The sequence below is a fragment of the Streptomyces sp. NPDC050636 genome (assembly GCF_040654775.1).
Taxonomy (GTDB): domain Bacteria; phylum Actinomycetota; class Actinomycetes; order Streptomycetales; family Streptomycetaceae; genus Streptomyces.
This window is the reverse complement of record NZ_JBFAIP010000043.1, coordinates 20,853-45,065: the sequence shown is the minus strand read 5'-3', so window position 1 is coordinate 45,065 and position 24,213 is coordinate 20,853. Positions and strand designations below refer to the sequence as shown.

22 protein-coding genes and 8 pseudogenes are annotated in these 24,213 nt (G+C 67.5%); 19 read left to right on the top strand and 11 right to left on the bottom strand.

Features of this window, described 5'->3' with window-relative positions:
- Nucleotides 1-202 precede the first annotated feature (202 nt).
- Nucleotides 203-1,114: a MerR family transcriptional regulator gene (locus AB0I10_RS26165; protein ID WP_363155048.1), complete on the bottom strand. Its 912-nt coding sequence runs from the start codon at nucleotides 1,112-1,114 to the stop codon at nucleotides 203-205.
- Between the two features lie 132 nt (nucleotides 1,115-1,246).
- Here AB0I10_RS26165 and AB0I10_RS26160 point away from each other — a divergent pair, with 132 nt between their 5' ends.
- From AB0I10_RS26160 to AB0I10_RS26125, 8 genes and pseudogenes are all read left to right on the top strand, one after another.
- Nucleotides 1,247-1,627 carry a peptidase inhibitor family I36 protein gene (locus tag AB0I10_RS26160; protein WP_363155047.1) on the top strand — a complete coding sequence of 127 codons (381 nt, stop codon included), beginning with the start codon at nucleotides 1,247-1,249 and terminating at the stop codon, nucleotides 1,625-1,627.
- Nucleotides 1,628-1,771: 144 nt separating this feature from the next.
- Nucleotides 1,772-2,677, top strand: coding sequence for a hypothetical protein (locus AB0I10_RS26155; protein WP_363155046.1), 906 nt, complete (start codon nucleotides 1,772-1,774; stop codon nucleotides 2,675-2,677).
- Between the two features lie 40 nt (nucleotides 2,678-2,717).
- Nucleotides 2,718-3,086 carry a beta/gamma crystallin-related protein gene (locus AB0I10_RS26150; protein ID WP_363155045.1) on the top strand — a complete coding sequence of 123 codons (369 nt, stop codon included), beginning with the start codon at nucleotides 2,718-2,720 and terminating at the stop codon, nucleotides 3,084-3,086.
- Between the two features lie 611 nt (nucleotides 3,087-3,697).
- Nucleotides 3,698-4,240, top strand: coding sequence for a helix-turn-helix domain-containing protein (locus AB0I10_RS26145; RefSeq protein WP_363155044.1), 543 nt, complete (start codon nucleotides 3,698-3,700; stop codon nucleotides 4,238-4,240).
- 24 nt (nucleotides 4,241-4,264) lie between these two features.
- Nucleotides 4,265-4,795 carry a DUF2867 domain-containing protein gene (locus AB0I10_RS26140; protein ID WP_363155043.1) on the top strand — a complete coding sequence of 177 codons (531 nt, stop codon included), beginning with the start codon at nucleotides 4,265-4,267 and terminating at the stop codon, nucleotides 4,793-4,795.
- Nucleotides 4,792-5,283, top strand: a complete 492-nt coding sequence (locus AB0I10_RS26135) for a DUF6463 family protein (protein ID WP_363155042.1) — start codon at nucleotides 4,792-4,794, stop codon at nucleotides 5,281-5,283. Before AB0I10_RS26140 ends, AB0I10_RS26135 begins: the two co-directional genes overlap by 4 nt.
- 73 nt (nucleotides 5,284-5,356) lie before the next feature.
- Nucleotides 5,357-5,431: pseudogene (locus AB0I10_RS26130) on the top strand (transposase); the annotation flags it as partial.
- Nucleotides 5,432-5,460: 29 nt separating this feature from the next.
- A complete protein-coding gene (locus tag AB0I10_RS26125; protein ID WP_363155059.1) occupies nucleotides 5,461-5,760 on the top strand; it encodes a transposase in 300 nt (99 codons plus the stop codon).
- Between the two features lie 72 nt (nucleotides 5,761-5,832).
- Here AB0I10_RS26125 and AB0I10_RS26120 read toward each other — a convergent pair whose 3' ends face one another.
- From AB0I10_RS26120 to AB0I10_RS26110, 3 genes and pseudogenes are all read right to left on the bottom strand, one after another.
- Nucleotides 5,833-6,243, bottom strand: a complete 411-nt coding sequence (locus AB0I10_RS26120; RefSeq protein ID WP_363155041.1) for a VOC family protein — start codon at nucleotides 6,241-6,243, stop codon at nucleotides 5,833-5,835.
- A gap of 133 nt (nucleotides 6,244-6,376) precedes the next feature.
- Nucleotides 6,377-7,835, bottom strand: a pseudogene (locus AB0I10_RS26115) (NF041680 family putative transposase).
- Nucleotides 7,836-8,441: 606 nt separating this feature from the next.
- Nucleotides 8,442-9,080: a PadR family transcriptional regulator gene (locus AB0I10_RS26110; protein WP_363155040.1), complete on the bottom strand. Its 639-nt coding sequence runs from the start codon at nucleotides 9,078-9,080 to the stop codon at nucleotides 8,442-8,444.
- A 153-nt stretch (nucleotides 9,081-9,233) separates the two neighbouring features.
- Between AB0I10_RS26110 and AB0I10_RS26105 the strand changes: the two genes are divergently transcribed.
- The 3 genes from AB0I10_RS26105 to AB0I10_RS26095 all read left to right on the top strand — a co-directional run bounded on the left by AB0I10_RS26105 (nucleotide 9,234) and on the right by AB0I10_RS26095 (nucleotide 13,572).
- A complete protein-coding gene (locus tag AB0I10_RS26105) occupies nucleotides 9,234-10,184 on the top strand; it encodes an ATP-binding cassette domain-containing protein (RefSeq protein ID WP_363155039.1) in 951 nt (316 codons plus the stop codon).
- A complete protein-coding gene (locus AB0I10_RS26100; RefSeq protein ID WP_363155038.1) occupies nucleotides 10,181-11,005 on the top strand; it encodes an ABC transporter permease in 825 nt (274 codons plus the stop codon). Before AB0I10_RS26105 ends, AB0I10_RS26100 begins: the two co-directional genes overlap by 4 nt.
- Before the next feature lie 164 nt (nucleotides 11,006-11,169).
- Nucleotides 11,170-13,572, top strand: coding sequence for an excinuclease ABC subunit UvrA (locus AB0I10_RS26095; RefSeq protein WP_363155037.1), 2,403 nt, complete (start codon nucleotides 11,170-11,172; stop codon nucleotides 13,570-13,572).
- A 332-nt stretch (nucleotides 13,573-13,904) separates the two neighbouring features.
- On the opposite strand, the pseudogene AB0I10_RS26090 reads toward AB0I10_RS26095, so the two are convergent.
- A pseudogene (locus tag AB0I10_RS26090) lies at nucleotides 13,905-14,057 on the bottom strand (MerR family DNA-binding transcriptional regulator); the annotation flags it as partial.
- A gap of 204 nt (nucleotides 14,058-14,261) precedes the next feature.
- Between AB0I10_RS26090 and AB0I10_RS26085 the strand changes: the two are divergent.
- Nucleotides 14,262-14,690, top strand: a complete 429-nt coding sequence (locus tag AB0I10_RS26085; RefSeq protein ID WP_363155036.1) for an ester cyclase — start codon at nucleotides 14,262-14,264, stop codon at nucleotides 14,688-14,690.
- Nucleotides 14,691-14,962: 272 nt separating this feature from the next.
- On the opposite strand, the gene AB0I10_RS26080 is transcribed toward AB0I10_RS26085, so the two are convergent.
- The 3 genes from AB0I10_RS26080 to AB0I10_RS26070 all read right to left on the bottom strand — a co-directional run bounded on the left by AB0I10_RS26080 (nucleotide 14,963) and on the right by AB0I10_RS26070 (nucleotide 16,711).
- Nucleotides 14,963-15,142 (bottom strand): hypothetical protein, encoded by a 180-nt coding sequence (locus AB0I10_RS26080; RefSeq protein ID WP_363155035.1) that lies wholly within the window; start codon nucleotides 15,140-15,142, stop codon nucleotides 14,963-14,965.
- Between the two features lie 661 nt (nucleotides 15,143-15,803).
- Nucleotides 15,804-16,214, bottom strand: a complete 411-nt coding sequence (locus AB0I10_RS26075) for a DUF3995 domain-containing protein (protein WP_363155034.1) — start codon at nucleotides 16,212-16,214, stop codon at nucleotides 15,804-15,806.
- 50 nt (nucleotides 16,215-16,264) lie between these two features.
- Complete coding sequence (locus AB0I10_RS26070) at nucleotides 16,265-16,711, bottom strand: DUF6463 family protein (protein ID WP_363155033.1); 447 nt, start codon at nucleotides 16,709-16,711, stop codon at nucleotides 16,265-16,267.
- A gap of 96 nt (nucleotides 16,712-16,807) precedes the next feature.
- Here AB0I10_RS26070 and AB0I10_RS26065 point away from each other — a divergent pair, with 96 nt between their 5' ends.
- Both AB0I10_RS26065 and AB0I10_RS26060 read left to right on the top strand, forming a co-directional pair.
- On the top strand, nucleotides 16,808-17,374 hold the full coding sequence (locus AB0I10_RS26065) for a TetR/AcrR family transcriptional regulator (protein WP_363155032.1): 567 nt from the start codon (nucleotides 16,808-16,810) through the stop codon (nucleotides 17,372-17,374).
- Nucleotides 17,375-17,489: 115 nt separating this feature from the next.
- Nucleotides 17,490-17,600, top strand: a pseudogene (locus AB0I10_RS26060) (IS5/IS1182 family transposase); the annotation flags it as partial.
- 143 nt (nucleotides 17,601-17,743) lie between these two features.
- On the opposite strand, the gene AB0I10_RS26055 reads toward AB0I10_RS26060, so the two are convergent.
- Both AB0I10_RS26055 and AB0I10_RS26050 read right to left on the bottom strand, forming a co-directional pair.
- Entirely contained in the window at nucleotides 17,744-18,367 is a 624-nt protein-coding gene (locus AB0I10_RS26055; protein ID WP_363155058.1) for a hypothetical protein, read from the bottom strand.
- Between the two features lie 17 nt (nucleotides 18,368-18,384).
- Nucleotides 18,385-19,067: pseudogene (locus AB0I10_RS26050) on the bottom strand (hypothetical protein); the annotation flags it as partial.
- Nucleotides 19,068-19,176: 109 nt separating this feature from the next.
- On the opposite strand from AB0I10_RS26050, the gene AB0I10_RS26045 reads away from it, so the two are divergent.
- The 3 genes and pseudogenes from AB0I10_RS26045 to AB0I10_RS26035 form a co-directional block, all read left to right on the top strand.
- Nucleotides 19,177-20,295, top strand: coding sequence for a hypothetical protein (locus AB0I10_RS26045; protein WP_363155031.1), 1,119 nt, complete (start codon nucleotides 19,177-19,179; stop codon nucleotides 20,293-20,295).
- Between the two features lie 72 nt (nucleotides 20,296-20,367).
- Nucleotides 20,368-20,490 (top strand): annotated as a pseudogene (locus tag AB0I10_RS26040) (IS982 family transposase); the annotation flags it as partial.
- Between the two features lie 224 nt (nucleotides 20,491-20,714).
- A pseudogene (locus tag AB0I10_RS26035) lies at nucleotides 20,715-20,822 on the top strand (site-specific integrase); the annotation flags it as partial.
- 258 nt (nucleotides 20,823-21,080) lie between these two features.
- On the opposite strand, the gene AB0I10_RS26030 reads toward AB0I10_RS26035, so the two are convergent.
- Complete coding sequence (locus AB0I10_RS26030) at nucleotides 21,081-22,202, bottom strand: hypothetical protein (RefSeq protein ID WP_363155030.1); 1,122 nt, start codon at nucleotides 22,200-22,202, stop codon at nucleotides 21,081-21,083.
- A 148-nt stretch (nucleotides 22,203-22,350) separates the two neighbouring features.
- On the opposite strand from AB0I10_RS26030, the pseudogene AB0I10_RS26025 reads away from it, so the two are divergent.
- Nucleotides 22,351-22,857 (top strand): annotated as a pseudogene (locus AB0I10_RS26025) (transposase family protein); the annotation flags it as partial.
- Between the two features lie 738 nt (nucleotides 22,858-23,595).
- Nucleotides 23,596-24,189 carry a carbonic anhydrase gene (locus AB0I10_RS26020; RefSeq protein WP_363155029.1) on the top strand — a complete coding sequence of 198 codons (594 nt, stop codon included), beginning with the start codon at nucleotides 23,596-23,598 and terminating at the stop codon, nucleotides 24,187-24,189.
- Nucleotides 24,190-24,213 lie beyond the last annotated feature (24 nt).

The following is a 24,213-nucleotide window of genomic DNA, read 5'->3' as shown; positions in this document are numbered from 1 at the left end:
ACCCGCTGGCGTGCCGTCGAGTCCCCGACGCCGACCTCAAAACCTCCGACGGCGACACCCGTCTCTTCGCCCTGCCGCGCATTCATTTGGGATCCTGCCTGCTTGCCTCACGCCATGTTCGAGGCTCGTAGCCTGCACCAGGTCCACCCGCGATCTGTCGGAGTCGTGATCTCACTCCTTGGGGCCCGTCGGTGGGACGGCGCTATCGCGCTGACACCGGCGCGGCCTGTTGCCGCGAAGCGAGGGCTTCGACCAGCCAGCAGTGCGTGATCCCCAGGTTGGGGCGCTGAGCAGCCGTGATCGTGGCGACGAGTTGCCAATAGCGGCGAAAGAGGGGGATGGTGCTGTGCAGCTCCGCACTCATGAAGGCGCGGAATTCGGGTGTGTCGTCCTCGCCACGGGAGCGGGCGCAGGCTCGGGAGAAGTGGTCCAGAGCCTCTCCGGGCTGGGGTGGCAGGCCGTCGGCGACCGTGTCGGTGGCGAGCTCGGAGGCATCGAGGAGTCCTGAGTACAGCGACGCCTTGTCGCGCACGTGGTGGCAGGCCCAGTAGACGGGGAAGTCCTGGTGCCTGGTGAGTGTGTGCAGTTCGGCGTAGGCCAGGACCACTTCCGCGGTGGGTTTCTCCGGAGGTTCCGGAACGGCCTGCGCGGTGATGGCATCGGCAAGGCGCGCCGGTATGGATGCGGGAATCGTCTGCCCCCATGCCCCCGCGAGCCGGTCTTGGGCTTCCGGCAGACGCTGAACCCGGGACAACACCTCCAGACGGCGGAGCCGCTCCTGTGCGGAGCAGTCGTCCAGTGCCTCCAGGGTGGCCTGGCGCCAGTGGAGTTCGGTTAATCGGCTCCGCACAAGGCCCATCTCGTCGGCGATGAGGTCGCCGAGGCTGCGTTCGCCGGAAGCCAGCTGGGTGATGGTGGAGATCGGGGTGTCCAGCGCGCGCAGCCGCTGGACCAGGCGCAGTTGTTCCAGCGCCTCCGGCCGGTAGCGGCGGTGGCCCCCAACGCTTCGCTCGGCGACGGGCAACAGACCGACGTCGGAGTAGTACCGGACCGTCTTCACCGGCAGCCCGGTGCAGGCCGCCAGCTGCCCAATGGTCCATGTGATCTCTTTCACAACTGCTTGAACCTCCAGCGCACGGGAGCTCTTAGCGTACGAAGTGCCGGTCGAACACGAGCCACAGAAACCGGCCAATACATCACCCGTCTCACGTGCCTCATGTGAGAACTAACCAGAGGGGAACGCATCATGCGTATCCGTCACATAGCCAGTGCGGGCGCTGTCGCCGCCGCACTCACGCTCGGTGTCACATTGCCGGCCTTCGCCGACAGTCACGCCCCGGTCGCCGCCGACCAGGCGGCCGCCGCGAAGCGGAAGGTCCACGTCTTCCAGGACGCCAATTACAAGAACAGGAGCACGACCTTCACCAAGAACATTCCGAAGCTGTCGAAGTACGGCTGGAACGACACCATCAGCTCCGCCAAGAACGCGGGCAACCGCACGGTCAAGTTCTACCAGCACAAGAACTACATGGGCGCCCGCTTCTCCCTGACGAAGGGCGAGAAGGAGCCCCACTTCGGCGACCACCCCAACATGAGCGACGCGACGAGTTCCATCAAGTTCAGCTGACAGCGGGTTCCGTCAGTAACTAACTGCTGACAGGCGGGGTGCGGCGACTGGGGCCGCACCCTGCCCTACCTGCCACCGCACCCCACTCAACACACACCGCGCACCGCACACCGCACACCGCACACCGCACGACGAGAGGCAACCATGTCGCCCTCCCGCGCCCGGGCCACCACCGCGCTCGCACTGCTGCTCCTGGCCACCACCGCCTGCACAGCCGCGCAGCACGAGTCCACGCCCACCTCGCACCCCCCGCCGGTGTCCCGGCAGGCCCAGCAGCTCCGGCTGCCACTGGACGCCTACGCATCGACCGTGGCTGAGACCCACGCCGTGGAAGACGCACAGGACATCCTCATGCGCCGGTGCATGAACGACCTCGACATGGAGTGGAAAACCCTGCCCCGGGTGGACGCCCAGGACACCGAGCCGCCCAACCTCCGACGATACGGAGCCGACGAGGCGGAAGTCGTCCGCTACGGATACCACCCGCGCCCCGACCCGCCGTCGGTGGTACGGCGCAACCGGGCCTGGGACGAGCGTGAGGCGCTCCCCGCCGAGGTGCAGCGCGCGGCCTACGGGTCCTCCGGCAAGGGCGGCTGCCTCAAGACCGCCCAACACCAACTCGTCGGCGACACTGCCCCCCTCGACTACCGCGCCTTCAACCAGCTGACCGGCACCGCCCTCGAAACCTCCCGGCGGGCCCCCGAAGTACGCGACGCCCTGCGTACATGGCACACATGCATGGCGAAGGCAGGCTTCGACTACCCGGACCCCTTCGCCGCCGCCGACAGCGAGCGCTGGGAGACGACCGAGCCCACCGCGGCCGAACGCGCCACCGCCCGCGCCGACGTGGCCTGTCAGAAGTCGGCGAAGCTGGTGACGGTATGGGCAGCGGCCGAGACCCGTATCCAGCGTCGCCTGATACGGCAGAAGGAGAACGCCGGCCGGCTGCACGAGGCGAAAGCCCGCAAGGACCGCTGGATGGCAGCGGCCCGCCGCGTCCTGGACCGTGAGGGCCGCACGCACGGCCGGCATCACGCATCCGACCAATAGCCCCCACGTATCCGAAAATAGCCAACCAAAGGAGTTCCTCATGCGTATCGGTCACATAGCCGCTACAGGCGCCGCCGCTGCTGCACTCACGCTCGGCGCCGCGCTGCCGGCCTCCGCCGACGGTCACCCGGACCTTGCCGCGGCCAAGCCCAACCCCAAGGTCCAGGTCTTCGAGCACCCCAAGGTCCTGGGCAGGTACGCGACCTTCACCCGCAACGTGCCGAATCTGCCGCCCCGCGGCTGGAACCGCATCGGCTCCGCCAAGAACAAGGGCAACCGCACGGTCACGTTCTACCGGCACACCAACTACAAGGGCGCCCGCTTCCCCCTGGCACCGGGCGAGAAGGTGCGCGACTTCGGCGACCACAACGGTATGCACGACGGCCCCGGCTCCCTCCGCTTCCGCTGACAGCGAGCCGCTGACGGGCGGGGCGGACCGGGCAACCGACCGAGGCGGAGATCGCCGTGGTGTGCTGGACCATCGAGAGCGCCGCCCCCAGGCCCGACCCCGCGGCTTCCTGATCCCGGCGCTCGATCCGGTCCACTGATTCCGAATCACGTGATTCTGTATGGCGAGGGGCGCCTTAAGCAGCTGCGGCGGTCGTCATCTCAGTGTCGCCGTCTGAAGGTGTCCCAAGTTGCCTCCGGGAGCCATCTGGGAGCCGACCCGCTCCCCGAGCTCTCCTCGGCCGCACCGGATGCCGGACACCGTGGCCGAAGCGGCAGGCCACGCAGGGGCCGCGGGTTTCTTCAGCGCGGGTGACAGCGGCAGGAAGAGACGCGTACGACGGCATCACAGGACCTCTTGGTGCGGCAGGGCTGCGACACCGCTGTTGCTACCGAGAGGTCCTGGCCTGTCAGGTCATTCCGCCAGTTCTGCTCCCAACTGCTCTGCGATCAGTTTGTTCACGACGGGCACTCAGTCACAGCACCCGGTCCCGGTCCCGCCTCGGGCACACGCTAGAGTGCTCCATACCAAACCTTTTGGTATGAAGCACTGGTGTGGAGCGGGGAGTCAGAGTGAGCGCTGAGCAAACGTCGTGGCTGGAGCAGGGACTGGTGCTACTGGCGGAGCAGGGTGCCCCGGCGGTGACGCTGGAGCGGCTGTGTGAGCGCATGGGCATGTCGAAGGGGGCCTTCTACCACCACTTCGGTTCGATGCCGAAGTACCGGGCCCGGCTGCTGGGCCACTTCGAGTCCAAGTGCACCACGGCGGTCATCGATGAAGTGGAAGCCGTGGACATGCTTTCGGCGCCGGAGAGACTGCGCAGGCTCCTGGCAGAGGTGACCAAGGACGTCAGTCCGCCACTGGAGGTCGCCATGCGGGCCTGGGCGAAACAGGATCCCGAAGCGGCACGGGTGCAGGAGCGGGTGGACGCCACCCGTATCGGATATCTGCGGGACCTGTGCGAACAGGCCGGTCAGGAAAGGCCGGACCAGACGGCCAAGCTTCTCTATCTGCTGCTGGTGGGGGCGGAGCATGTGATGCCCCCACTCCCGAAAGCGGAGCTGCGTGAAATGTACGAAATGCTGCTCCCGCGTCCGGACCAGTCGGCCTCCTGACCCACGCATCGAGGAGGACACATCGTGAACATCATCGAGGCCACCCCCGAACTGGCTTCCGTCCTCTCCGGCGCCGACCACATCGACGTGAAGACGGCCGAATCCGCAGCACCCCTAAGGGAGTTCGTGGCCGGAGCCGTCAACTGGCGTCCCGGCTGGGTGAGGGCGCTGTTCCGCGCCAGGGCGGTGCTGGCCAGGCTCCTGCGGCTGCGTGAATCCGACATCCCGTCCGGTCGGCTGTTACGGCCGGAGGAGATCTCCTTCGCTGCCGGCAGCCGGATCGCCTTCTTCACCGTCACCGACGCCTCAGAAGACCAGTACGTCGTCCTCGAAGCCACCGACAGTCACCTGACCGGTCGCCTCGCCGTCGTCCGGACGCCCTTGACGGACGGCCGCGCCAGGTTCGAGGTGACCACCGTCGTCACCTACCACCGCTGGACCGGTCCGTTCTACTTCAACGTCATCCGCCCCTTCCACCACCTGGTGGTCGTCGGCATGACAAAGGCGGGTGCACGCTCGGCACCCGGCACCCCTGAAGGGAGCACGACATCATGAGTTTCCCCGTATGCCCGGAACCCCGTAAGCGCGACACCAGAGGTCTCCGCCACTGGGTTCCCCGCCTGATCCTCGCCGCTGCTGTGGTGCACATGGCGGTGGGCGTCGTCGCCGCGTACCCGCACTGGCGCGGCATCCTCTCCGACGGGCTGTGGAATACCGTCCACAATGACGATGACGCCCGCATGATGGCCCTGTGGTTCATGGTCAGCGGACTGGCATTCTTCGGGTTCGGACTCCTCGTCAGGAGATCGGTGACGGCCACGGGCGCGATACCCGCGGAAACCGGATGGGTCCTGCTGGCCGTCGGAATCCCGATATCGGTGCTGGAACCGGTCTCGGGCGGCTGGTCGCTTATCGCCATTGGTGCACTATCGGTGACGGCGTCGCGGCGGGACCGTCCCGCGACCGGCGTCGACAACGACTTCGAGCCAGCCGGCGCTCGACGACCGGGAAGCGCTACCGGGGCGGGCGGTCCCGGGGAATGAATGGTGCGGGCGGTACTGGGGGAATGGCGGCCGCGGCAGCCCAACGGTGCCTCGTCGATCTTTCGAGGCGGTGATGCCCTGGCCGGCGTGGCTGGACGGCAACGGCGGACGCCCGGAGGAGTACTGCCGACGGCAGGCCGTCGACGCGATCTTCTATGTGGTCGACAACGGGTGCAAGTGGCGCAACCTGCCGCGGACTTCCCGCCCTGGCGCACTGTGCATGCCGTCTTCGCCAGGTGGTACCAGGATGGTGACGTCCACGCGGTCCATAGCGATCTGCGTGACCAGGTCCGTCAGGCGGAGGGGTGGGACGCGGATCCCACTCCCGCGATCATCGATTCGCAGTCGGTACGGGCCGCGGAGACCGTCGACGCCGACAGCCGCGGCTACGACGCGGGCAAGAAAGTGGCGAGCCGCAAGCGTCACGTCATCACGGTGGCCCGCAGACTGGCCCGACCGACCGCCCAACACCCCTAAATGATCAGTTTGTTCATGGGCACTCAGCTTGCCTTTTAACCTCGGAATCGGACGTTGATGCTGCCCCGTGGTCTATCTGGGCTGCTGGGTGATGTTGACCATCCAGGTGATCCCGAACTGGTCGACGAGCGAGCCGGCCTCGTCACCCCATGACTGCTTGTCCAGGGGCAGCGTCACGGTACCGCCGGCGGACAGCCTCTCGAAGTAGTCGCGGAGTTTGGCGTCGTCGCCGTCGAGGAAGACCGCGACGTTATTGCCCGGGGTGTGGGGCATCTCTTCCCGAACGTCCCACGCCATCAGCGTGTAGCCGTCTGGGGTGCGGAGCGTGGCGTGCATGATCTTGTCGGGGTGAGGCACGTTCGGCGAGCCGTATTCGGCGTAGGTGCCCATATCCAGCTGGCCGCCGAGGATGTCCTGATAGAACTCGATCGCCTGCCGTGCGTTGCCGTTGAAGGCGAGGCACGGGTTGAGTTGAGACCCCATTTGATGCTCCTTGGCGTGAGTGATTCGAACGGCTTGAACGTAGCAGCGGGCACTGACAACCGTCCGAGCCTGGCAGCACGCCGGTCAGCTGACATCGACAGCGCCAAGATCCCCGGCAGAGTCACTCAGCTTGTTATTTGATCTTTGCGGCCTTGAGGCGATTGCGTTCGGTGATGGTCTCGGGTCGCTGGTCGTTTTGCCCACGTCGTGACGGGCGGCGGGATGACGGTTCTTCGACCCGACTGGCCTGCCTGGTCCGGGCGTTGAGGGTTTCGGCGCACGGGCTGGGCAGTGCAGGTGCGGGCGGAGGGGGCGAAACCCTCGGCGGACGCGGGCCGGGGTGAGCCGGGCGGGCTCAGCCGCTTTTTCCCAGCGGTGGCGGAGATCGGCGGCGGCCTCGCGGGTAAGCCGGAGCTGGGTGTGGGCAGCGATCACGAGCCACGTCCACCGGTCCGCGGCTTCAGAGGTACGGAGCTTGGGGCGGGTCCACCCGAGCGTGGTCTTGATCATTCTGAAGGTGTGTTCAAGGTCGAACCTGCGGAGGAACGCCTGCCAGCGCAGGTCGATGCCCTCGCTGGTCATGCCGGTCTTCGAGGACCACAGCCACAGCGGCAGCGGGTCTTGGCCGCCAGGCAGGTGGTCGACTGCCAGGCGGATCAACGTACCTTCGAGGACGGGGAGTTCGCCGGTGTGATCGATCCATGCGGAGCGGGTCGTGAGCCGGGGGTGGATGCGGTCCCAGGCCATGGCCTGGGCAGTGCCGTACCGGTCGGTGACCTGCGTCGTCGCGGCATCCGGCTCGCCCCAGGTCTCGGGTTTGGCGAAGCGGAACTCGCTTCCGTACTTGGGATAGCGACCACCGCAGGAATGGGTCAGGGCGAACTCCTTTCGCGAGGTGCCGGACGGCGCATCACCCGGTCCGCACGCATCCGCCCCAGCACCTCGACGGGCAGGCCGTCGAGCAAGTAGGCGATGCGCGGGGCGTCGTAGCCGGCGTCGAAGACAACCAGGATGTCGGGCTCTTCCGGCTCCCACTGGCCGCCGTCGATCAGGTCGGCCACGACGCGGCGGACCTGGGCCGCGGTGACCTCGGCGACGTCGTCGTCGGGACCCAGGCGGACCGCGTCCAGCAGCTGGCATCACGAGGTCCGCCCGGTTTCCAGGGCGGCGACGAAAGAGTACGGCCAGCCCGGGATGAACTGGTCGGTGGAGCGTCCGCTGCGGCCGTAGACGTGGCAGAACAGGCGCTCTGGGCTGCACGGGGCGTCGGGACGCAGCCAGTTGGTCACGTCGACCGCGAGGGCGAGCCGATTGTCGGCGGCCTCGGGCTGCGGAAGCACAGCCAGAGCGCGGCGAAGCCCGTCCGCGTCGATGCGGCCGCAGTTCAGCGCGTCATACAACGCACCGTGCCCACGGCGGTGCTCGGCCAGCAACGTCAGGTCCACCGGCGAGGTCACCGGCCCGTTCTCGCAGAGCATCGCGTCACACAGCTCGAACAGGGTGTCACCGCGCAGAGTCAGGCACGCGTAGAAGTCCTCCCGGAAGTGTGACGTGATGTCGAACGCGTCCCGCCGGGCATCGTGGTTCAGCAAGCTCACCTCTGCGGCCTTCGTATGAATCTGATTCCGTGGCGGAATGCAGGATCATGCGGGGGCCGTCAGCGTGCCCTGGGCATCCCCCAACGAGTGAGCACGTAATGGCGCACCTGGTACGAGCAGGACCGCCTGTCCCTCCAGACCATCGCTGAGCGAGAGGGCACAAGCCTCGCCACCGTCCGCCTCGCCTTGCTCAAGGACGGCACTCAGCTCCGCCCTGCCGGGTCCTATCCAGGCCGTCCGAGGAGGAGATGAACGTTCCGTTGCCTCCTGCCATGTCACAGGACTCAGAAGTCCGCTGGTCGTCGCGCCCCGGGCTCTGGGCGGGTCCTTCAGGAGCCGTGGGCTCTGCAGGTGAGGGGTGTTGTGGCGAGGACGACGCCATCGACGGACTGGCGGATGCGGACGGCTGCCAGGTCCGGGTCGGGGCGTCCGGCGCCGAGTCAGGTGATGACGGCCTCGATGGCCATCGTGGTGACCACCTGGGCCACCCACTCCAGCCACGGGCCCGCTGGAATGCACTGGCGGTAACCGGGCATCCGTCCGATCCCGCCCGCCAATGCTGAGCGGCGAATCCGACGCCGGCGCCGCCAGTATGTGTCGCTAGCGGTTGTCCTCCGGGTGCGGCCCCGTCGCGAACGGGTTCGGCTCATCGTCCGCGAGCACGCCCACAAAGGGTTCACCCTCCCCCGCGAACGTGTACGCGCCGCCTTCGATCCGCTCGATCAGGCCGCGCGTCCATTCCACGCCGAGGTCGGCCGAGTGCACCCACAGATTCATGATCTCGCCGATGTGACCAAACTGCCCGGGCCCGTCCTCCGGCGTGTAGTACTCGGTGACCCCGGCGCGCCACTGCTCGAGCCCCGTGATCCGCTGCTTGAGGAGTGCGACGGCCTCGTCCCGGGCCAGGTCGACGATGAAGCCGAGGCCGGCCGACAGGACGTCAGTCTTCTGCTCGTGCGAGCGCAGGGCCTCGCGCAGCACCGTGAAGTACTCCTCGGTTCCCTTGTTGTTGATCTCGTACTCGACGCGGGGCGGGCCGCCGACGGTGCTCGGCGCGACCTCGTGCGCGATGAGGAGTCCTTGCTTCGCCATCTGCTTGAGCGCGTGGTAGATCGAGCCTGGCTTGGCGTTGGACCACTCATGAGCGCCCCAGAATTCCAGGTCGTTGCGTACCTGGTAGCCGTGCGCCCGTCCGTGCTGGCGGACCGCGCCGAGGACCAGTAGCCGGATCGCCGACATGAGTATCTCCCTGCTAGATAATTTTGACTAGATTACCTCTATTCAAGCTTGACTAGCCCTGCAGCCCTACGCCTTCGCGACGTAGTCAAGTTTGACTAACCAGCCCGAGGTGCCCTACCTTGCCAACCTCTAGTCAAGTTTGATCAATGGCCGATGGAGGGTGTTTTGTCTGACCACGATCTGGCGATCGTCGTCGAAGGTCTGCGGAAGAAGTACGGGGACAAGCAGGCCCTGGACGGCCTCGATCTCACGGTCCGAGCCGGGACCGTCCAGGGGATTCTCGGCCCGAACGGCGCCGGCAAGACCACGGCCGTCCGCATCATGTCCACGCTGCTGCGCCCTGAGGCGGGGCGTGTCGAGGTGGCGGGCATCGACGTGAGGACCCGGGCCGACGAGGTGCGCTCGCGGATCGGGCTGCTCGGACAGAACGCCGCCGTCGACGAGGAGCTCAGCGGCCGCCAGAACCTGGAGATGTTCGGGCGCCTCTACCACCTGGGCGCGCGCCGCGCCGGCGCCAGGGCTGATGAGCTCCTGGCCCGGTTCGGGCTGGCCGACACCGGCAACAAGGCCATCAAGCAGTACAGCGGCGGCATGCGGCGCAGGCTCGACCTCGCCGCCTCGCTCATTTCCCAGCCCCAGGTGCTCTTCCTGGACGAGCCCACGACCGGGCTTGACCCCCGCGGCCGCACGGAGGTGTGGAACGCGGTGCGTTCACTGGTCGGCGGCGGCACGACCGTACTGCTGACCACGCAGTACCTGGAGGAGGCCGACCAACTGGCCGACCAGATCGCGGTGATCAACCACGGGAAGGTCATCGCGGAGGGTACGGCGGACGAGCTGAAGTCCAAGACGGGCGGCGACCGTATCGACGTGGTCCTGCACGACACGGGCCAGCTGGCCCGCGCGGCCTCGCTCCTGCCCGGTGACGTGGTGGTGGACGAGGACCGGCGGATGGTCAGCGCCTCGGTCAGTGACCGGATGGCCGCGCTGACCGAGACCGTGCGGACGCTGGAGGCGGCCGGCATCGAGGCGGAGGACATCGCGGTACGGCGGCCGACGCTCGACGAGGTCTTCATACACCTGACGAAGGAGGACGCCGTATGAGTGCGACGCACGGTGTGAGCACGACGCACGGCACGGGCTCGAAGCTGAGCTGGGCGGCGGCCGACTCCTGGACGATGACCCGGCGCGAGCTGGCGCACTGGGCGCGGCAGCCCGTTCAGGTGGTCGTCGGGCTGGTCTTCCCCGTGATGATGCTGCTGATGTTCAGCTACCTGATCGGTGGCGGACAGGGCATCGAGGGGGACTTCAAGTCCTACCTGGTCCCCGGCATGCTCACCATGACCATGGCCTTCGGTCTTGAGGCGACGATGCTCTCGGTCACCCAGGACCTCGGCAAGGGGGTCATCGACCGGTTCCGCTCTATGCCGATGAACTCCGGCGCGGTCCTGGTCGGCCGGAGCGTCGCCGACATGCTGCAGTCGGCGGTCGGCCTGACGGTGATGATCGCGGTCGGATACGCGATCGGCTGGCGCTGGCACGAGGGCTTCGCCTCCTTCCTGGGAGCGGTGGGGCTGCTGTTGCTGCTGCGGTTCGCGATGCTGTGGATCGGCATCCACCTGGCGATGGTCGCGGGCAAGCCGGAACTGGTGCAGGCCGTGCAGATCCTGGTCTGGCCAGTCAGCTTTCTCTCCAACGCCATCGCCTCGCCCGAATCGATGCCCTCCTGGCTGGGCGCGATCGTGGAGTGGAACCCGATGTCTGCGACGGCCACCGCGGTACGCGGCCTGTTCGGCAACCCGGGCGCGGTCGGCGACTCCTGGGCCGCCCAGCACGCGGAACTCCTCGCGGTGGCCTGCCCGGTAGCCCTGATCGCGGTGTTCTTCCCGCTGGCGGTGAAGCGGTTCCGGGACCTGAGCCGCTAACGAACCCGGCCCCGGCCTCCGATCCGGTTCGCCGGATGGGAGGCCGGGCCCGCCCTGGCGCGGTCGGCACCGACCTACCGCGCAACAGCGGCTCCGCGACACCAGTAAGGCCACGGATCCGCACAGCTACTTCGGCCGCACAACAGTCTTGGAGAACGACGAGCATGGCTCAGCACACGCACACCCCCACGTCGCAGCCGCGGTCCTCTGCGCCGCACGCTGCCGACCGCCACGACCTGATCCGCGTGCACGGCGCGCGGGAGAACAACCTCAAGGACGTCAGCATCGAGCTCCCGAAGCGCCGGCTGACGGTCTTCACCGGCGTCTCCGGCTCGGGCAAGAGCTCGCTGGTGTTCGGCACGATCGCCGCGGAGTCCCAGAGGCTGATCAACGAGACCTACAGCACGTTCGTGCAGGGCTTCATGCCCTCACAGGCGAGGCCCGAGGTCGACATGCTCGACGGGCTGACGACAGCGATCATCGTCGACCAGCAGCGGATGGGCTCCGACCCGCGCTCCACGGTCGGCACCGCCACCGACGCCAACGCCATGCTGCGCGTCCTCTTCAGCCGGCTAGGCCAGCCGCACATCGGACCGCCGAGCGCCTACTCGTTCAACACCGCTTCGGTGAAGGGAAGCGGTTCGATCACCGTCGAGGGCGGCAACAAGAAGGCGGTCGAGGCCAACTTCAGCCGCACCGGCGGGATGTGCCCCCGCTGCGAGGGCCGCGGCAGCGTGTCCGACATCGACCTCACCCAGCTCTACGACGACTCCAAGTCGATCGCCGAGGGCGCCTTCACCATCCCCGGCTGGAAGTCCGACAACTGGTGGACCGTGCGCACGTACGCCGAGTCCGGCTTCCTCGACCCGGACAAGCCGATCGCCAAGTACACCGAGCAGGAGATGCAGGACTTCCTGTACCGGGAGGCGACCAAGGTGAAGGGCGGCGGCGCCACCCTCACCTACGAGGGGCTGATCCCCAAGCTCCAGAAGTCGATCCTGGCCAAGGACCGGGCTTCGATGCAGCCGCACATCCGGGAGTTCGTGGACCGCGCTGTCACCTTCACCGACTGCCCCGAGTGCGACGGGACCCGGCTCAGCGAAGGAGCCCGCACCTCGAAGATCAAGCGGATCAGCATCGCCGACGCCTGCACGATGGAGATCCGTGACCTCGCACAATGGGTCCGCGGCCTGGACGAACCCTCGGTGGCCCCGCTGCTCACCGTGCTCCAACAGACCCTCGACTCGTTCGTGGAGATCGGGCTCGGCTACCTCTCGCTGGAGAGGCCCTCGGGCACGCTGTCCGGCGGCGAGGCGCAGCGCGTCAAGATGATCCGCCACCTCGGCTCCGCGCTCACCGACGTCACGTACGTTTTCGACGAGCCCACCATCGGCCTGCACCCCCACGACATCCAGCGCATGAACAACCTGCTCCTGCGGCTGCGGGACAAAGGCAACACCGTGCTCGTCGTGGAGCACAAGCCGGAGGCCATCGCCATCGCCGACCACGTCGTCGACCTGGGCCCCGGGGCCGGCACGGCAGGCGGCACCGTCTGCTTCGAAGGAACCCTGGAAGGACTGCGCGCCTCCGACACCGTCACCGGCCGCCACCTCGACGACCGGGCCGTCCTCAAGGACGAGGTGCGCAAGTCCACCGGCGCGCTGGAGATCCGCGGCGCCACGGCGCACAACCTCCGCAACGTCGACGTCGACATCCCGCTCGGCGTGCTCACCGTCATCACCGGCGTCGCCGGCTCCGGAAAGAGCTCCCTCGTCCACGCCTCGATCCCGGCCGGCGAGGGCGTGGTGTCCATCGACCAGAGCCTCATCCGCAGCTCCAGGCGCAGCAACCCGGCCACGTACACCGGACTCCTCGACCCGATCCGCAAGGCGTTCGCCAAGGCCAACGGCGTGAAGCCCGCGCTGTTCAGCGCCAACTCCGAGGGCGCCTGCCCCACCTGCAACGGCGCCGGCGTCATCTTCACCGACCTGGGCATGATGGCCGGCGTCTCCGGCCCCTGCGAGGACTGCGAGGGCAAGCGGTTCCAGGCATCGGTGCTCGACTACCACCTCGGTGGCCGCGACATCAGCGAGGTCCTCGCGATGTCGGTCACCGAGGCAGAGAAGTTCTTCAACTCCGGCGAGGCCCGTATCCCGGCCGCGCACAAGATCCTGGAACGCCTCGCGGACGTCGGGCTCGGCTACCTCAGCCTCGGCCAGCCCCTCACCACCCTCTCCGGCGGCGAGCGCCAACGCCTCAAGCTGGCCACGCACATGGGAGAGAAGGGCGGCGGCGTCTACGTCCTCGACGAGCCGACCACCGGCCTGCACCTCGCCGACGTCGAGCAGCTGCTCGGCCTGCTCGACCGGCTCGTCGAGTTCGGCAAGTCGGTGATCGTCATCGAGCACCACCAGGCCGTCATGGCCCACGCCGACTGGATCATCGACCTCGGCCCCGGCGCCGGCCACGACGGCGGCCAGGTCGTCTTCGAGGGCACCCCCGCCGACCTCGTCGCCGCCCGCTCCACCCTCACGGGCGAGCACCTGGCGGACTACGTCGGAGCCTGAGGGAAGCGGCTGCGTGAGCCTGCCCCGTACGCACAACGAGACAGGCTCACAAGGGCAGGAGCCGGTTCTTGATCGCAATCTCCGCTGCGCTGGCCGCCTGCGGCCCGTGTACGAGTTCCGACGGGCAAATTCCGACGTCATGGCCTGGACCACGGCCTGCCAAGACTTCCGACAGCTACACCGGTTTCCTGGTCCATTTCCTACTCGGACCCCATCCACTTCCGGCTGTCTCCCGTGATAAGGGCGCCCCCGAGGGCAGTTGAGGGTGTGACCGCCTCTGTGTCGTAGGACGCGTCGCGTCACGCTGCATCAACGCGGATGTCTGCGACGGGCCGGATCCGGGCGAGCCGGACAGCCTCCCGAATGCCGTAATCGCGGTAACCGTTATTACGCCGTAGGGGCGCGGGCAACAGCCCTAGATGGTGGTAGTTCCGCACGGCCCGTGGGGCGACCCCGACGAGCGCGACGATCTCGCCAATTCGAATGGTCCCCAGTACAAACCGTGACGTCGCGGCACGGTCAAGGGCGCCCTTGAACGGCGGATGGCCTGCACAGCGCACCCGCGGTGGAGGGCGCCAGGGGGAGCCGCGTCCGGTTTGACCTTGCCGCGACGTAACAGTTTCTACTGAGTGGCATCCGGCCCGAAGCAATCACCGAGCAGCGGGACGATCCCCGAGAGGACCCCTGAGATGACCACCACCGTCGAGAAGAACATGGCCTTGATGCGCACCGCGTACCAGCTCGTGGAGAGCGGCGACTTCGACGAGGCCGCGCAGATGCTGACCGAAAACTTCATCGCCAACGTCCCCGGGTGCCCCGACCCGCTGCACGGCCGTGACGTCTGGCATCAGGGCACCAAGATCATGAAGGAAGCTTTCCCCGACCTGAGGATCAACGTCCAGGACATGTTCGGCGTCGGCGACAAGGTGACGGTGCTGGTCCACTTCCAGGGCACTCACCAGGGTGCGTTCCAGCAGTTCGAGGCGACCGGCCGCGAGGTCAGCTATCGGAGCGTCGAGGTCTACCGCTTCGAGGGCGACCAGATCGCCGAGGAGTGGGTCGCTCCGGACCTGCTCAGCCTCATGCAGCAGATCTCGCCCACCCCCGCCGGCCACTGACGCCTGCCGCACACCCCACCGTGGCAGGCGGAGCTCAAGACGCGCCGGCGTGTGCGGCAGGCGGTGGACCGCCTGGCCCGTGAGCACGGCATCACCGTGACGGGCGGGCGACGCCATGGTGTGGTGCCCGAAGTGCGGACGGCTCGCCCTCGGGCAGGGCCACCGCAAAGACGCCGTCTACGACCGACCGGCCTGCCGCAAGGCCGCCGAGCTGAGCAGTGACAACGCGAAGGCGAAGTGGCCCTCGTGGGTAGGTCGGCTGACGGCCGCCGTCAGCCGCTGGCGCCGTCCTCGTCCGCGGGGTCGACCGCGTCCGGATCGCGCAGGGGCCGCAGCCCGCCGTCTGCCGGGGCCGAAGCGCGGATGCTGTAGCGGCCCAGCACGTTGAGGTTGGCGTGCTTGGCGGGGAGCGCCGGGCCGCGTCCTCTGCCCGTCCGCTGAGCCCCACCCACGACATGACGCTGCGTTGCCCATCCACTTCCGATCATCCGCGCAGATCACCCAAGCCATGCCAGGCGAACGCGGCAACCGCACGGCAGTGACGGAACAGCCTTCGGGTCGCCCCCCGTCGTCGGCGATTACAAACAGCCGACTGGAGCTATCGAACACTGGGCGTAGGGAGATGCCACGTTCGTGAGACTGAGCTGCGTGCCATCGACCTGAGACAGTGGAAGAACCGTAGGCCAACAGGCACCACCTGTGTCACGAACCATGAGTACCTACACATCCAGTCGAGGCGTTAGGGCCTGTTCTGAGTTCTGATCTTCAGGGCCGCGGTCTGCTCCCGTGAGAGGGGTGCGGCCGGGTAGAAGGCCGGTATGACGCGTGGCGATCTGAGCGGTGGCGAGTGAGAGTTGGTCGAGCCGTTCCTCCCGATCGGGGAGCGCGGTCCCAACCCGCAGCGACTGCGGGACCAGCTCAACGGGGTGGTGTGGCGCTTTCGCACGGGCAGTCCGTGACGGGACATTCCCGAGGTGTACGAAGTGCTGACGTGCTGTGGGCCCGGCTGTCGCGTTGGGTGGGCCGACAGCCTGCCCACCCGCAGAAACCCAAGCCACCAACGAATGAAAAGGACCCGCCAGCTAACTGACGGGCCTTCATGCAAGATCGAGATTAACGCCTGCTCGCGGCTACCGCGACAATGCCGCTCAGGGCTGCGAGTGCCATACACAATGGCGAGTACAGGACAGTGTTCAACCGCTGGAATTCGCTGGCGGCTCCGGAGTTCATGAAGTAGCCACCCAGGCCACGGGCGAGCAGAACCACCGTCAGGCCGTACATGCCCGCCAACCGCAGCCAGTCCGGGCCGATCGCCGGGATGGACTCATTGACCATGAGGGTGAGCGCTGCGCCGCCGATCAGCGCCAGACCCACCAGAACGGTGCTCGGTGCCGGCGGCATCTTGCCGTCGTCGCTGCCGCCAATCGTCTTGGTAAACGTCATTGCATCCTTCATCGGCCAGGGGGAGAACGCCCAGATGAAGTGCAACAAGCCGATTGCTATGAGGACAATCGTCAACACCATAGGGACCACAGTGCGGACCATATCCAGTTCCTCCGACTCAGTGGGATTTTTCAATGGTCTTCGGCGTCCCTTGTGCTGGGGCCACGCGCGGCCAGTACGAGCAGCACCCCGACCAGCAGCAAGGCCCATGCCGGTGAGGCGGGAAGCAGGGCAACCAGAACCACGCCCCAGGCGGTCATGGCCCAGCCGAACGGGGCGGGCACCCGCTCGCCCCGCTTCGCCGTCCACAGCACGAAAGCGCCGAGCAGCAGCACCGGCACCCCGAAGCTGCCTGGCGCGACCCAGAATGCCTCGGAGTAGGCCAGGTTCTCGGGGGTGACGTCCAGCGAGATGGTCTGCCACGGCCCTTGGTCAAAGATGTCCGACCAGACGTCCTGATTGTCCAGCGGCGACACGACAATGTGAATCACGCCCAAGGCCACGGCTATCCAGCCGGCCGCGCGCGTGAGCTTCGGCTTGTTCAGACGGGATGTGCGCGTGGCGTGTGGGAGGGCCATGACTCCCCCTATCTATACGGCATCGTATAAATGAAGCCTAGCACCCATCTATACGATGGCGTACAGATGGGTGATCGAGGCGGAACGGAGCAGATCATGGCGGTGGCTCGCACCCCGCGTCACAAATGGATCGATGAAGGATTGCGTGCGCTCGCGACAGGCGGCCCGGATGCCGTCCAGATCGAGGCGCTGGCGAAGGCTCTCGGCGTGTCCAAGGGCGGCTTCTACGGATACTTCGCCGACCGGCGCGCCCTGCTCCAGGAGATGCTCGACCGCTGGGAACGCGAGATCACCGACGACGTGGAAGCACGCGTCGAGAAGGAAGGCGGCGATGCGAAAGCCCGGCTGCGCTACCTGTTCGCGATCGTTGACACCGGCGACGGGCTCGACACAGACATCACGACCGACCTGGCGATTCGCGACTGGGCCCGGCGCGATCCGGCGGTCGCCGAACGCGTTCGGCGCGTCGACAACCGTCACATGGACTACCTGCGTTCGCTGTTCCGCGCCTTCTGCGCCGACGAGGGCGAAGTCGAGGCACGCTGCCTGATCACCTTCTCGCTGTACATCGCCGACCAGTTCATGTTCGCCGACCACGGCGATCGCAGCCGTGCCGACGTCCACGAACTGACAACGAGGTGGTTGCTCGACTCTCCGAGCTAGGGCCTCTTCGGAGTCGTGATCAGTGGTTGTTGGGTTCTGACTCTTGAGGGGAGAGGAAGAGGCCGGCCGGGCTGAGCGGCGGCGCATCCGGCACCGACGCCGCGCGAGGCTGAAGGCCGCGGCGCTCGGCCGTTCGCGCGGCGGGCTGACCAGCAAGGTTCACCTGGCATCCGACCGGCGTTGCCGCCCGCTGGTCTTCGAGGTGACCGAGGGGCAGGTCGCCGACAGTCCCCGGTTCATCCCCATCCTGGAAAAAGTCAAGGTCCGCGGCCCGGTGGGCCGTCCGCATCACCTTCTCGCTGCGCATCGGCGACCACCTCATCGCAGCCGACAACGGCCCGCGCAGCCGCACGGAAGTCCTCGCCGCGGTCAGGAACCGGTTGTTGGGCAGCTAGGTTGGTCGCCGGGCCCGGCGACCTGCCTCAAGTGGTCGACGTGCTGCCGTACGTGGTCGGCGAGATCGCCGTAGAACGGCACGCGGGCGGCTGCCTGAAGGACTTCGGTGCAGGCAGTCAGCTCACCGACCCGGCCGGCGGGGGTGCCCAGGATGTGGGCGAACTCTTTGCGGACCCGTTCTGCAAGTTCCGGTACGGGCAGGGAGTGCAAGTACAGGTTCGCGGCGTCGTAGCCGACGGGGGCGGTGCCCCAGCCCTCCCAGTCCATGAGGGTCAGCTGTGGTCCGGTGAGGTTGGCCCAGTGGAGGTCCCCGTGTGCGGTGGTCCAGGTGATCTCGCCGGGGGTGATGCCGGTGTATTCCGGGACCCGGCGGCGGATGTACTGCTCGCGCACCGCCTGGCGTCCGGTGTGGACGAGCGCGAGGTGACCGAGGGCCTGGTGGAGGCCGTGCCACCAGACATCCGGCAGGTTCACCCCATGGTGGAGGACCGGGCTGTGGGACACCGGGGGCATGTCGACATGCTGGTAGAGCTCGGCCCGGTAGTCCCAGCCGTCGCCCGTCCAGTCGCACCATCCGAGCAACTGCGGACGGGGCACGGCCCAAGGGGTGCCGTTGCGGTCAGTGACCGCTTGATGGGCTGCCCAGTCTTGTCGTTGTGCCAGATCGCCGCCGTGAGCGCAAGGATCCGGCACAAGACCCGGGCCGCCACCCCTGTCGGCTGCTTCGACATCGGGCGCGGCATCGAGCATGTCGCGCAGTGTCTCGCGCTCGTCGGCCTTCGCGCCGGTGAGAGCAAACAGGATCGGCAGCCCACCGAGTGTCCACACCAGGTGCAGCCGCAGCCCCAGAAGTACCGTGAGTGCGACGCGCAGTAGCCGTACTGGGCCCAGCCTGCCAGGTCCGAGCGTTTGGCCGTCTCGCGGGAGCATCCGCAGCCGACCGGGGGGAGTCGACCAGCCACACATCGTCGCTCCACAGCGAGGTGTCCCGGGCCGGGATCCGGATCATGCTGGTGAGCAGCGAGGATGCTGCGCGTAGCCGCTTGTTGTAGCCGGACTGCTGGGGTACGCGGGGGAACAGGTGACCGAAGTCCCGCCCGACGCGGCGCAGCCAGCGCCGCTCGGAGGTGTACCCGAGCAGCGCTGACATGACCGCGATGGTGATCAGTTCGGCGTCACTGAGCGTGGGCATGATTCCGACGGTAGGTCGCCATGGGGCCAACCATGGCGAAGCCTTCAACTCGTCGTCGATCCTGGCATAGGGTGCCGTCGCGAGGGTGTCCAGGTCTGTCTTCACACACTGACATTGGACATCCTCGTCCTATGTCCGCAGGCCATCCCATGGACTCATTCATCTAACGGGAGATCCGTGCCGCGCGGCGGCCGGAATGTGCGAGGGTGCTGTCATGGACAACCCAATACCACGCACCCTCCAGGGGTTTGCGGAGACGTTGGTCCGGCTGGGCATAGCGACGGAGGAACAGACCGCAGCCGGCCTGGCGGAGGCGGCCGGCATCGGCATGGACCTCGACGAAGAATTCGAGGACGCCGAGGACGCCGACGAGCTGACCTGCCTCCTCGACTTCTGCGACGGCCTCGGCTTCCAGACGCCCGAAAAGATGGGTGTCGATCTCGAGGAGATGGTGTTCGAGATAGCGGCGAGCACGGGCGGATCGGTGGTGGTCGATGAGGTCGAGCGGGTGGAGGTCGCGGAGGGACTCGAGTACCTGCACTTCCGGCGCAATGGGCGGTCGATATGGCACCGGACGAAGGACCCCTCGGACAACTACCGCTACATGGACTGGAACACCGCCTTCGACATCATCGGCGACCTCGTGCCCGGCAACGACGATCCCCGGGCCTTCTACCAACTGGAAGAGGACTCCTATGACGCCTGGTGGCTCCTGCTGACGCCCGACCAGGCCGAGGGTCTGAAGGAGTTCGGTCTGCCGATGCCGGTGGACCTCGGCCACGGGGCGCGCGACGGGGTCCCCACGGCGGAACCCGATACGCCCGCGTGGTACGCGGAGGACGACCGCCTGCATGCGAGCGAGGAGTCCCGCCGGTGTCTCGACGAGTGGCTCGCGCCCATGGACGCCGCGCTGGAGCGGTGGCGGACGACCCATCTGCCCGACGACTTCCCCTTCGACCACTCGCTGGACTCGCTCGCGGCGCTGGAACGGCTGGTGCTGGACCGCTTCGATGGCCCCGCCGCACTGGAGGCGGCGGCCGGAGACGCGTTCTTCGAGGGCGCGGTCAGGTACGTCGGAGAGACCGCGCTGCGGCTCTGGCCGTGCCGCTGGACCTACCAACACTCCGACGACGAGGAGTCGGTGTTCACCAACGAGCCGTTGATCAGTGCCAACACCCCCAATGGTTTCGGGGCGGGGTTCTCGCCCGACTACGTCCTGCGGACCCTCGTGGAAACACGCACGTGCGGTGGCATGCGAGACCGCTTGGGAGCGCTGGGGGAAGCGGTCGAGGAGTACCACGAGGTACTCCGCGCCCGCGCCCGTACCCGCTAGCTGAATGAATCCATGAAATCGCCTGCGGACATAGGACGAGAGGGGCAGCTCGACCGGGAACGACACGGCGGCAAGAGCCCGACAGGGGTGGCGGCCCGGGTCTTGTGCCGGATCCTTGCGCTCACGGCGGCGATCTGGCACAACGACAAGACCGGGCAGCCCATCAAGCGGTCACTGACCGCCTACGATCACTGACCGCAACAGCACCCCTTGGACTCATTCGTTTAGGGGCAGAGCCGGCCAGAGCATGTCCGTGTCTTGGCCAGCGAGCCTTGCAGTCAGCGAATCTGCGGACGTTAGGCGGCCCCGGTCCCGGAGGCAGCTGCCAAGACGCTAGACGGAGGTCTCGTTGCGACGCCTTCCACTCCGTCCTGTCCCACCTCGGGGAAGCAGGGCGCCTCGCTGCTGATCCTCATAGGAAATCGAAGCACAACAAGCCGGAGAACGCCCGTCGCCACTTCAAGCCGTCGCCGGAGGCGATCGCCGAGGTCACCAGTCCGCTCGCACCAGGCAACGCCCGGCGGTGACCGGCCAGTCGGGGTAGGGCCTGCGGGTTCTACGCTGAGCCAGGCCGCCTTGGCGGTGTTCCCCGGTGCCGCCGTGACGCCTTTCGCGCAGCCTTCGCTCACGCGGTGCCGTCGACCTTGGTTCGTCGTTGTGCGCCGAGGAGACCACGGAACGTGGAGAACGGGAGAGTGAGCGTTTTCCATCCTCAGTCTGAGCTGGCCAGCCGGGCACAGGTGCTGCGCTCGGGGCGCGATACGGAAGGTCAGCACGTGGTTCCGCTACTGGCGGTCGCTCCTCTCCGCCTCTGGCGCGATGGCCGTCGCTGGGAAGGTGTGGCGGACCTCCGCGAAGAGGTGGGGGCAGTCGGTTTCATGGGTAACCGCCGCGGCGAGGAGGGCGTCCAGCGCCGCCTTGAGGGGGTCGGGGGCTGCAGCATCGAAGAGAGCGGCGAAGGCGGCGGCCTGGGGCAAGCCGGGGGTTCCGTCGTGGGACCGTGGAACGCGCGCGTCGGAGAGTGCGGCGTCCCGCAGCCGTCGTGGGTCGTCCAGCGGCGGCGAGTAGGGCTCGCCCCGGTCGAGCTCCACTAGGCCACGCGCTACCCAGTCGATTTCGCTGAGCCCTGCTGTCGCACAGGCGCGGTGCGCTGCCCAGCGGGCGAGCGCGCGCTGTTGCTTGGGACCTGCGGCGTCGATCGCGTGCACAAGTGCGGCATCAAGGCCCACGAGGCCCTTCGGATAGCCCTGGACCCCCCGGAGCTTGTCCCGGACATCCCGCAGCCGGTCGCTGGGCAGGCGCCCACCCCACGCGTCCATCTCCTGTTGCAGCTTGGTGCGCTCCTCCTCCTCGCGGGCCTGGCGCTCGGCCTCGGCTCGCTCCTCGGGGGTGGGGCCCGGGGGCTGCTTGCGCGCGAACTCGTGGTAATAGGCGGCGGCTTGGCTGGTCTCCTTGACCACGCGGTCCGGGGCCGGCGGGCTCGGCCAGAATCGCAGCAGATACTCATCCAGCACGGGTTCGCCCGCGTCGCGTACGGCGTTGTGCGCCTCGTCCATGCCCCGGCAGTGGTACCGGACCCGGTACGAGGTCTCGGAGAGGGGGAGCGGATACCGGCCGCTGTCCCACTCCACGAGCTCGATCTCGTCCGATTCGGGCCGGAACGACACCTCGACGATGTCCTCCCAGACGTCGGCGTCCAGGGGCGGCTCCCTCTCGTGCAGCTCGACGGTGAACGGGACGGAGCCGGTGTGCATTCCGGTCAGCAGAAAGAGCTGGCCTGGCACCGCCCCGCCGCACAGCCCGGCCCGCTGCCCGGCGAAAGAATCTTCGAGGGAGTGGCCGTCGTCGCTGCAGACATAGATCTGCCCGTAGGCCACGTGCACTTCGCCGCTGAAGAGTGTTCGCATAGATCAAACATGGCGCACGGGTCTGACAATGAGCCCTTTCAACCTGTCCGCGACGTCGGGCTGTTGGGGGCAAGGACTGTACGTAACGACGAAGCTCCTGGTAGACGGGTTCTCGACCAAGATCACCCGTGTCCGCCAGGAGCTTCGCGTGCTTGTCTACCCGTCCGCGATCGATCTGTCCAGCAGCACCCTGCGGCACCTGACCGAGCAGCTCGCGGTCCGGCAACGGGCGATTGGTACGCGGTGGCGACGACTGCCCGCCGGCCGTCAGGCGCTGCTCGCCCTGGCCCACCTGCGGTGCGGCGACACCTACGCCCAGCTTGCCGCCGGGTTCGGAATCGGCATCGCGACCGTCTACCGGTACAAACGCGAGGCCATCGAAGTCCTGGCCGCTCGCGCACCGACCCTGGCCAAGGCGATGGAGACGGCCCGGACGAAGGAATTCGTGATCCTGGACGGCACCCTGCTACCGATCGACCGGATCGCCGCCGACACCCCTACTACTCGGGCAAACACAAGCGGCACGGCATGAATGTGCAGGTCCTCACCGACCCGCTCGGCCGACTCCTCTGGGCTTCCCCTGCCCTGCCCTGCCCTGCCCGGAGCCACCCACGACCTGACGGCCGCGCGAAGCCACGGGATCGTTGACGCGCTCGCCGCCACGGGACACAGCGGGAATGACCTCGGGCATGGCTGCCGCATCCGTCAGATACTCCTCTACTGGCAGCCGGAAGAGCATCGACACTGGTACTCCTGCCTCTCGCCCTGGCCACTCGGGCGCATACCGCCCCGACACGCACGCCGCCGAGCCCAATTAGCGCAAGCGAACGATGGGTGAGCAGGCCGTGCCACTTTGACGAAGACGGACTCCGAAGAGTCGGGGCGCTCATGGAAGCGCTCTTCCACTCTCACCCTATGGGGCGTACGCCTGGGCACATCACAGTCGGCAATGCGCCAATCACCCGTATGATCCGATGATTGACCGCGACTTGACCTTCAGTCATGAGGTAATCTCCGAGCAAAGAGGTGTTCGCGGTTGCACCAAGCGGACAGCCTTGACGCAGTGGCAGGCATGTGGCCTGGCCAACGGCCACGTTATCCGGGGGGAGATGTACTGATGGAGCGGCGACGGATTCCATGCGATTCCGGCCACTGGTCGGCATGGTCCCTCCCCGACCACAGATGCTCCCGCTGCTGCCGCTAGCGATGGTGACGCGTTCCGCGCTGTAGGCGCGGGCGCCATCCCGTCTCGGATGACCTCTTCGCGTCGACGAAGACGCACAAGCACATCGGCTGTCCCGCTCTTCGGGCACGCCGACGTACATCCCATCGACTGATGACCTGAACACACCGCGCCCGTGAGCACGCTCGTGGGCGCAGGAGAAAGGCCACCATGAAGTCCCTGGTTGACAACGCACGTTCCTTCACGACGCATGTGGCAGAGCGCGCTGAGGAGTTCAGCGCCCTTGAGGCCGGGCAGAGCCCCGAGGTCCTGTTCATCACGTGCTCCGACTCGCGCGTGGTGCCGTCCCTGATCACCGGCGCACGCCCCGGCGAACTGTTCGAGCTGCGAACGGCGGGCAACATCGTGCCCGAGTACAGCAGCGACCACCCCGCCTCCGAAACCGCCACCATCGAGTACGCGGTGCGCGTGCTCGGCGTCCGCGACATCATCGTGTGCGGACACTCCCACTGCGGCGCGGTCAACGCCCTGGTGAGCGGAGGCGATCTTTCCAACCTGCCTGCTGTACAAGGCTGGTTGGAGCGGGCGGCATCCCAGCCCGAGACGACCGCACCTCACTCCCCGGACGTTGCAGAGGCGGTCCAGCTCCACGCGGTCGCCCAGCTGGAGCGGCTGCACTCCCACCCCTGCATCGCGGAACGGGTCGCGGAGGGCACCTTGGCGGTGCACGCTTGGTACTACGAGGTGCACACCGGAGCCGTGCAGGAGTACGGGCCGGACGACAAGTCTTTCCGGCCGCTGTGACCCGCATCCGCCCGCCCCACGGGC

Coding starts and splice junctions, on each gene's coding strand:
- AB0I10_RS26110 (WP_363155040.1), bottom strand. CDS start 9,080: ATGTCGGCGATCCGGCTACTGGTCCTCGGCGCGGTCCGCCAGCACGGA.
- AB0I10_RS26105 (WP_363155039.1), top strand. CDS start 9,234: ATGGAGGGTGTTTTGTCTGACCACGATCTGGCGATCGTCGTCGAAGGT.
- AB0I10_RS26070 (WP_363155033.1), bottom strand. CDS start 16,711: ATGGCCCTCCCACACGCCACGCGCACATCCCGTCTGAACAAGCCGAAG.
- AB0I10_RS26020 (WP_363155029.1), top strand. CDS start 23,596: ATGAAGTCCCTGGTTGACAACGCACGTTCCTTCACGACGCATGTGGCA.
- AB0I10_RS26045 (WP_363155031.1), top strand. CDS start 19,177: ATGGACAACCCAATACCACGCACCCTCCAGGGGTTTGCGGAGACGTTG.
- AB0I10_RS26030 (WP_363155030.1), bottom strand. CDS start 22,202: ATGCGAACACTCTTCAGCGGCGAAGTGCACGTGGCCTACGGGCAGATC.
- AB0I10_RS26160 (WP_363155047.1), top strand. CDS start 1,247: ATGCGTATCCGTCACATAGCCAGTGCGGGCGCTGTCGCCGCCGCACTC.
- AB0I10_RS26065 (WP_363155032.1), top strand. CDS start 16,808: ATGGCGGTGGCTCGCACCCCGCGTCACAAATGGATCGATGAAGGATTG.
- AB0I10_RS26155 (WP_363155046.1), top strand. CDS start 1,772: ATGTCGCCCTCCCGCGCCCGGGCCACCACCGCGCTCGCACTGCTGCTC.
- AB0I10_RS26085 (WP_363155036.1), top strand. CDS start 14,262: ATGACCACCACCGTCGAGAAGAACATGGCCTTGATGCGCACCGCGTAC.
- AB0I10_RS26100 (WP_363155038.1), top strand. CDS start 10,181: ATGAGTGCGACGCACGGTGTGAGCACGACGCACGGCACGGGCTCGAAG.
- AB0I10_RS26120 (WP_363155041.1), bottom strand. CDS start 6,243: ATGGGGTCTCAACTCAACCCGTGCCTCGCCTTCAACGGCAACGCACGG.
- AB0I10_RS26135 (WP_363155042.1), top strand. CDS start 4,792: ATGAGTTTCCCCGTATGCCCGGAACCCCGTAAGCGCGACACCAGAGGT.
- AB0I10_RS26150 (WP_363155045.1), top strand. CDS start 2,718: ATGCGTATCGGTCACATAGCCGCTACAGGCGCCGCCGCTGCTGCACTC.
- AB0I10_RS26075 (WP_363155034.1), bottom strand. CDS start 16,214: ATGGTGTTGACGATTGTCCTCATAGCAATCGGCTTGTTGCACTTCATC.
- AB0I10_RS26095 (WP_363155037.1), top strand. CDS start 11,170: ATGGCTCAGCACACGCACACCCCCACGTCGCAGCCGCGGTCCTCTGCG.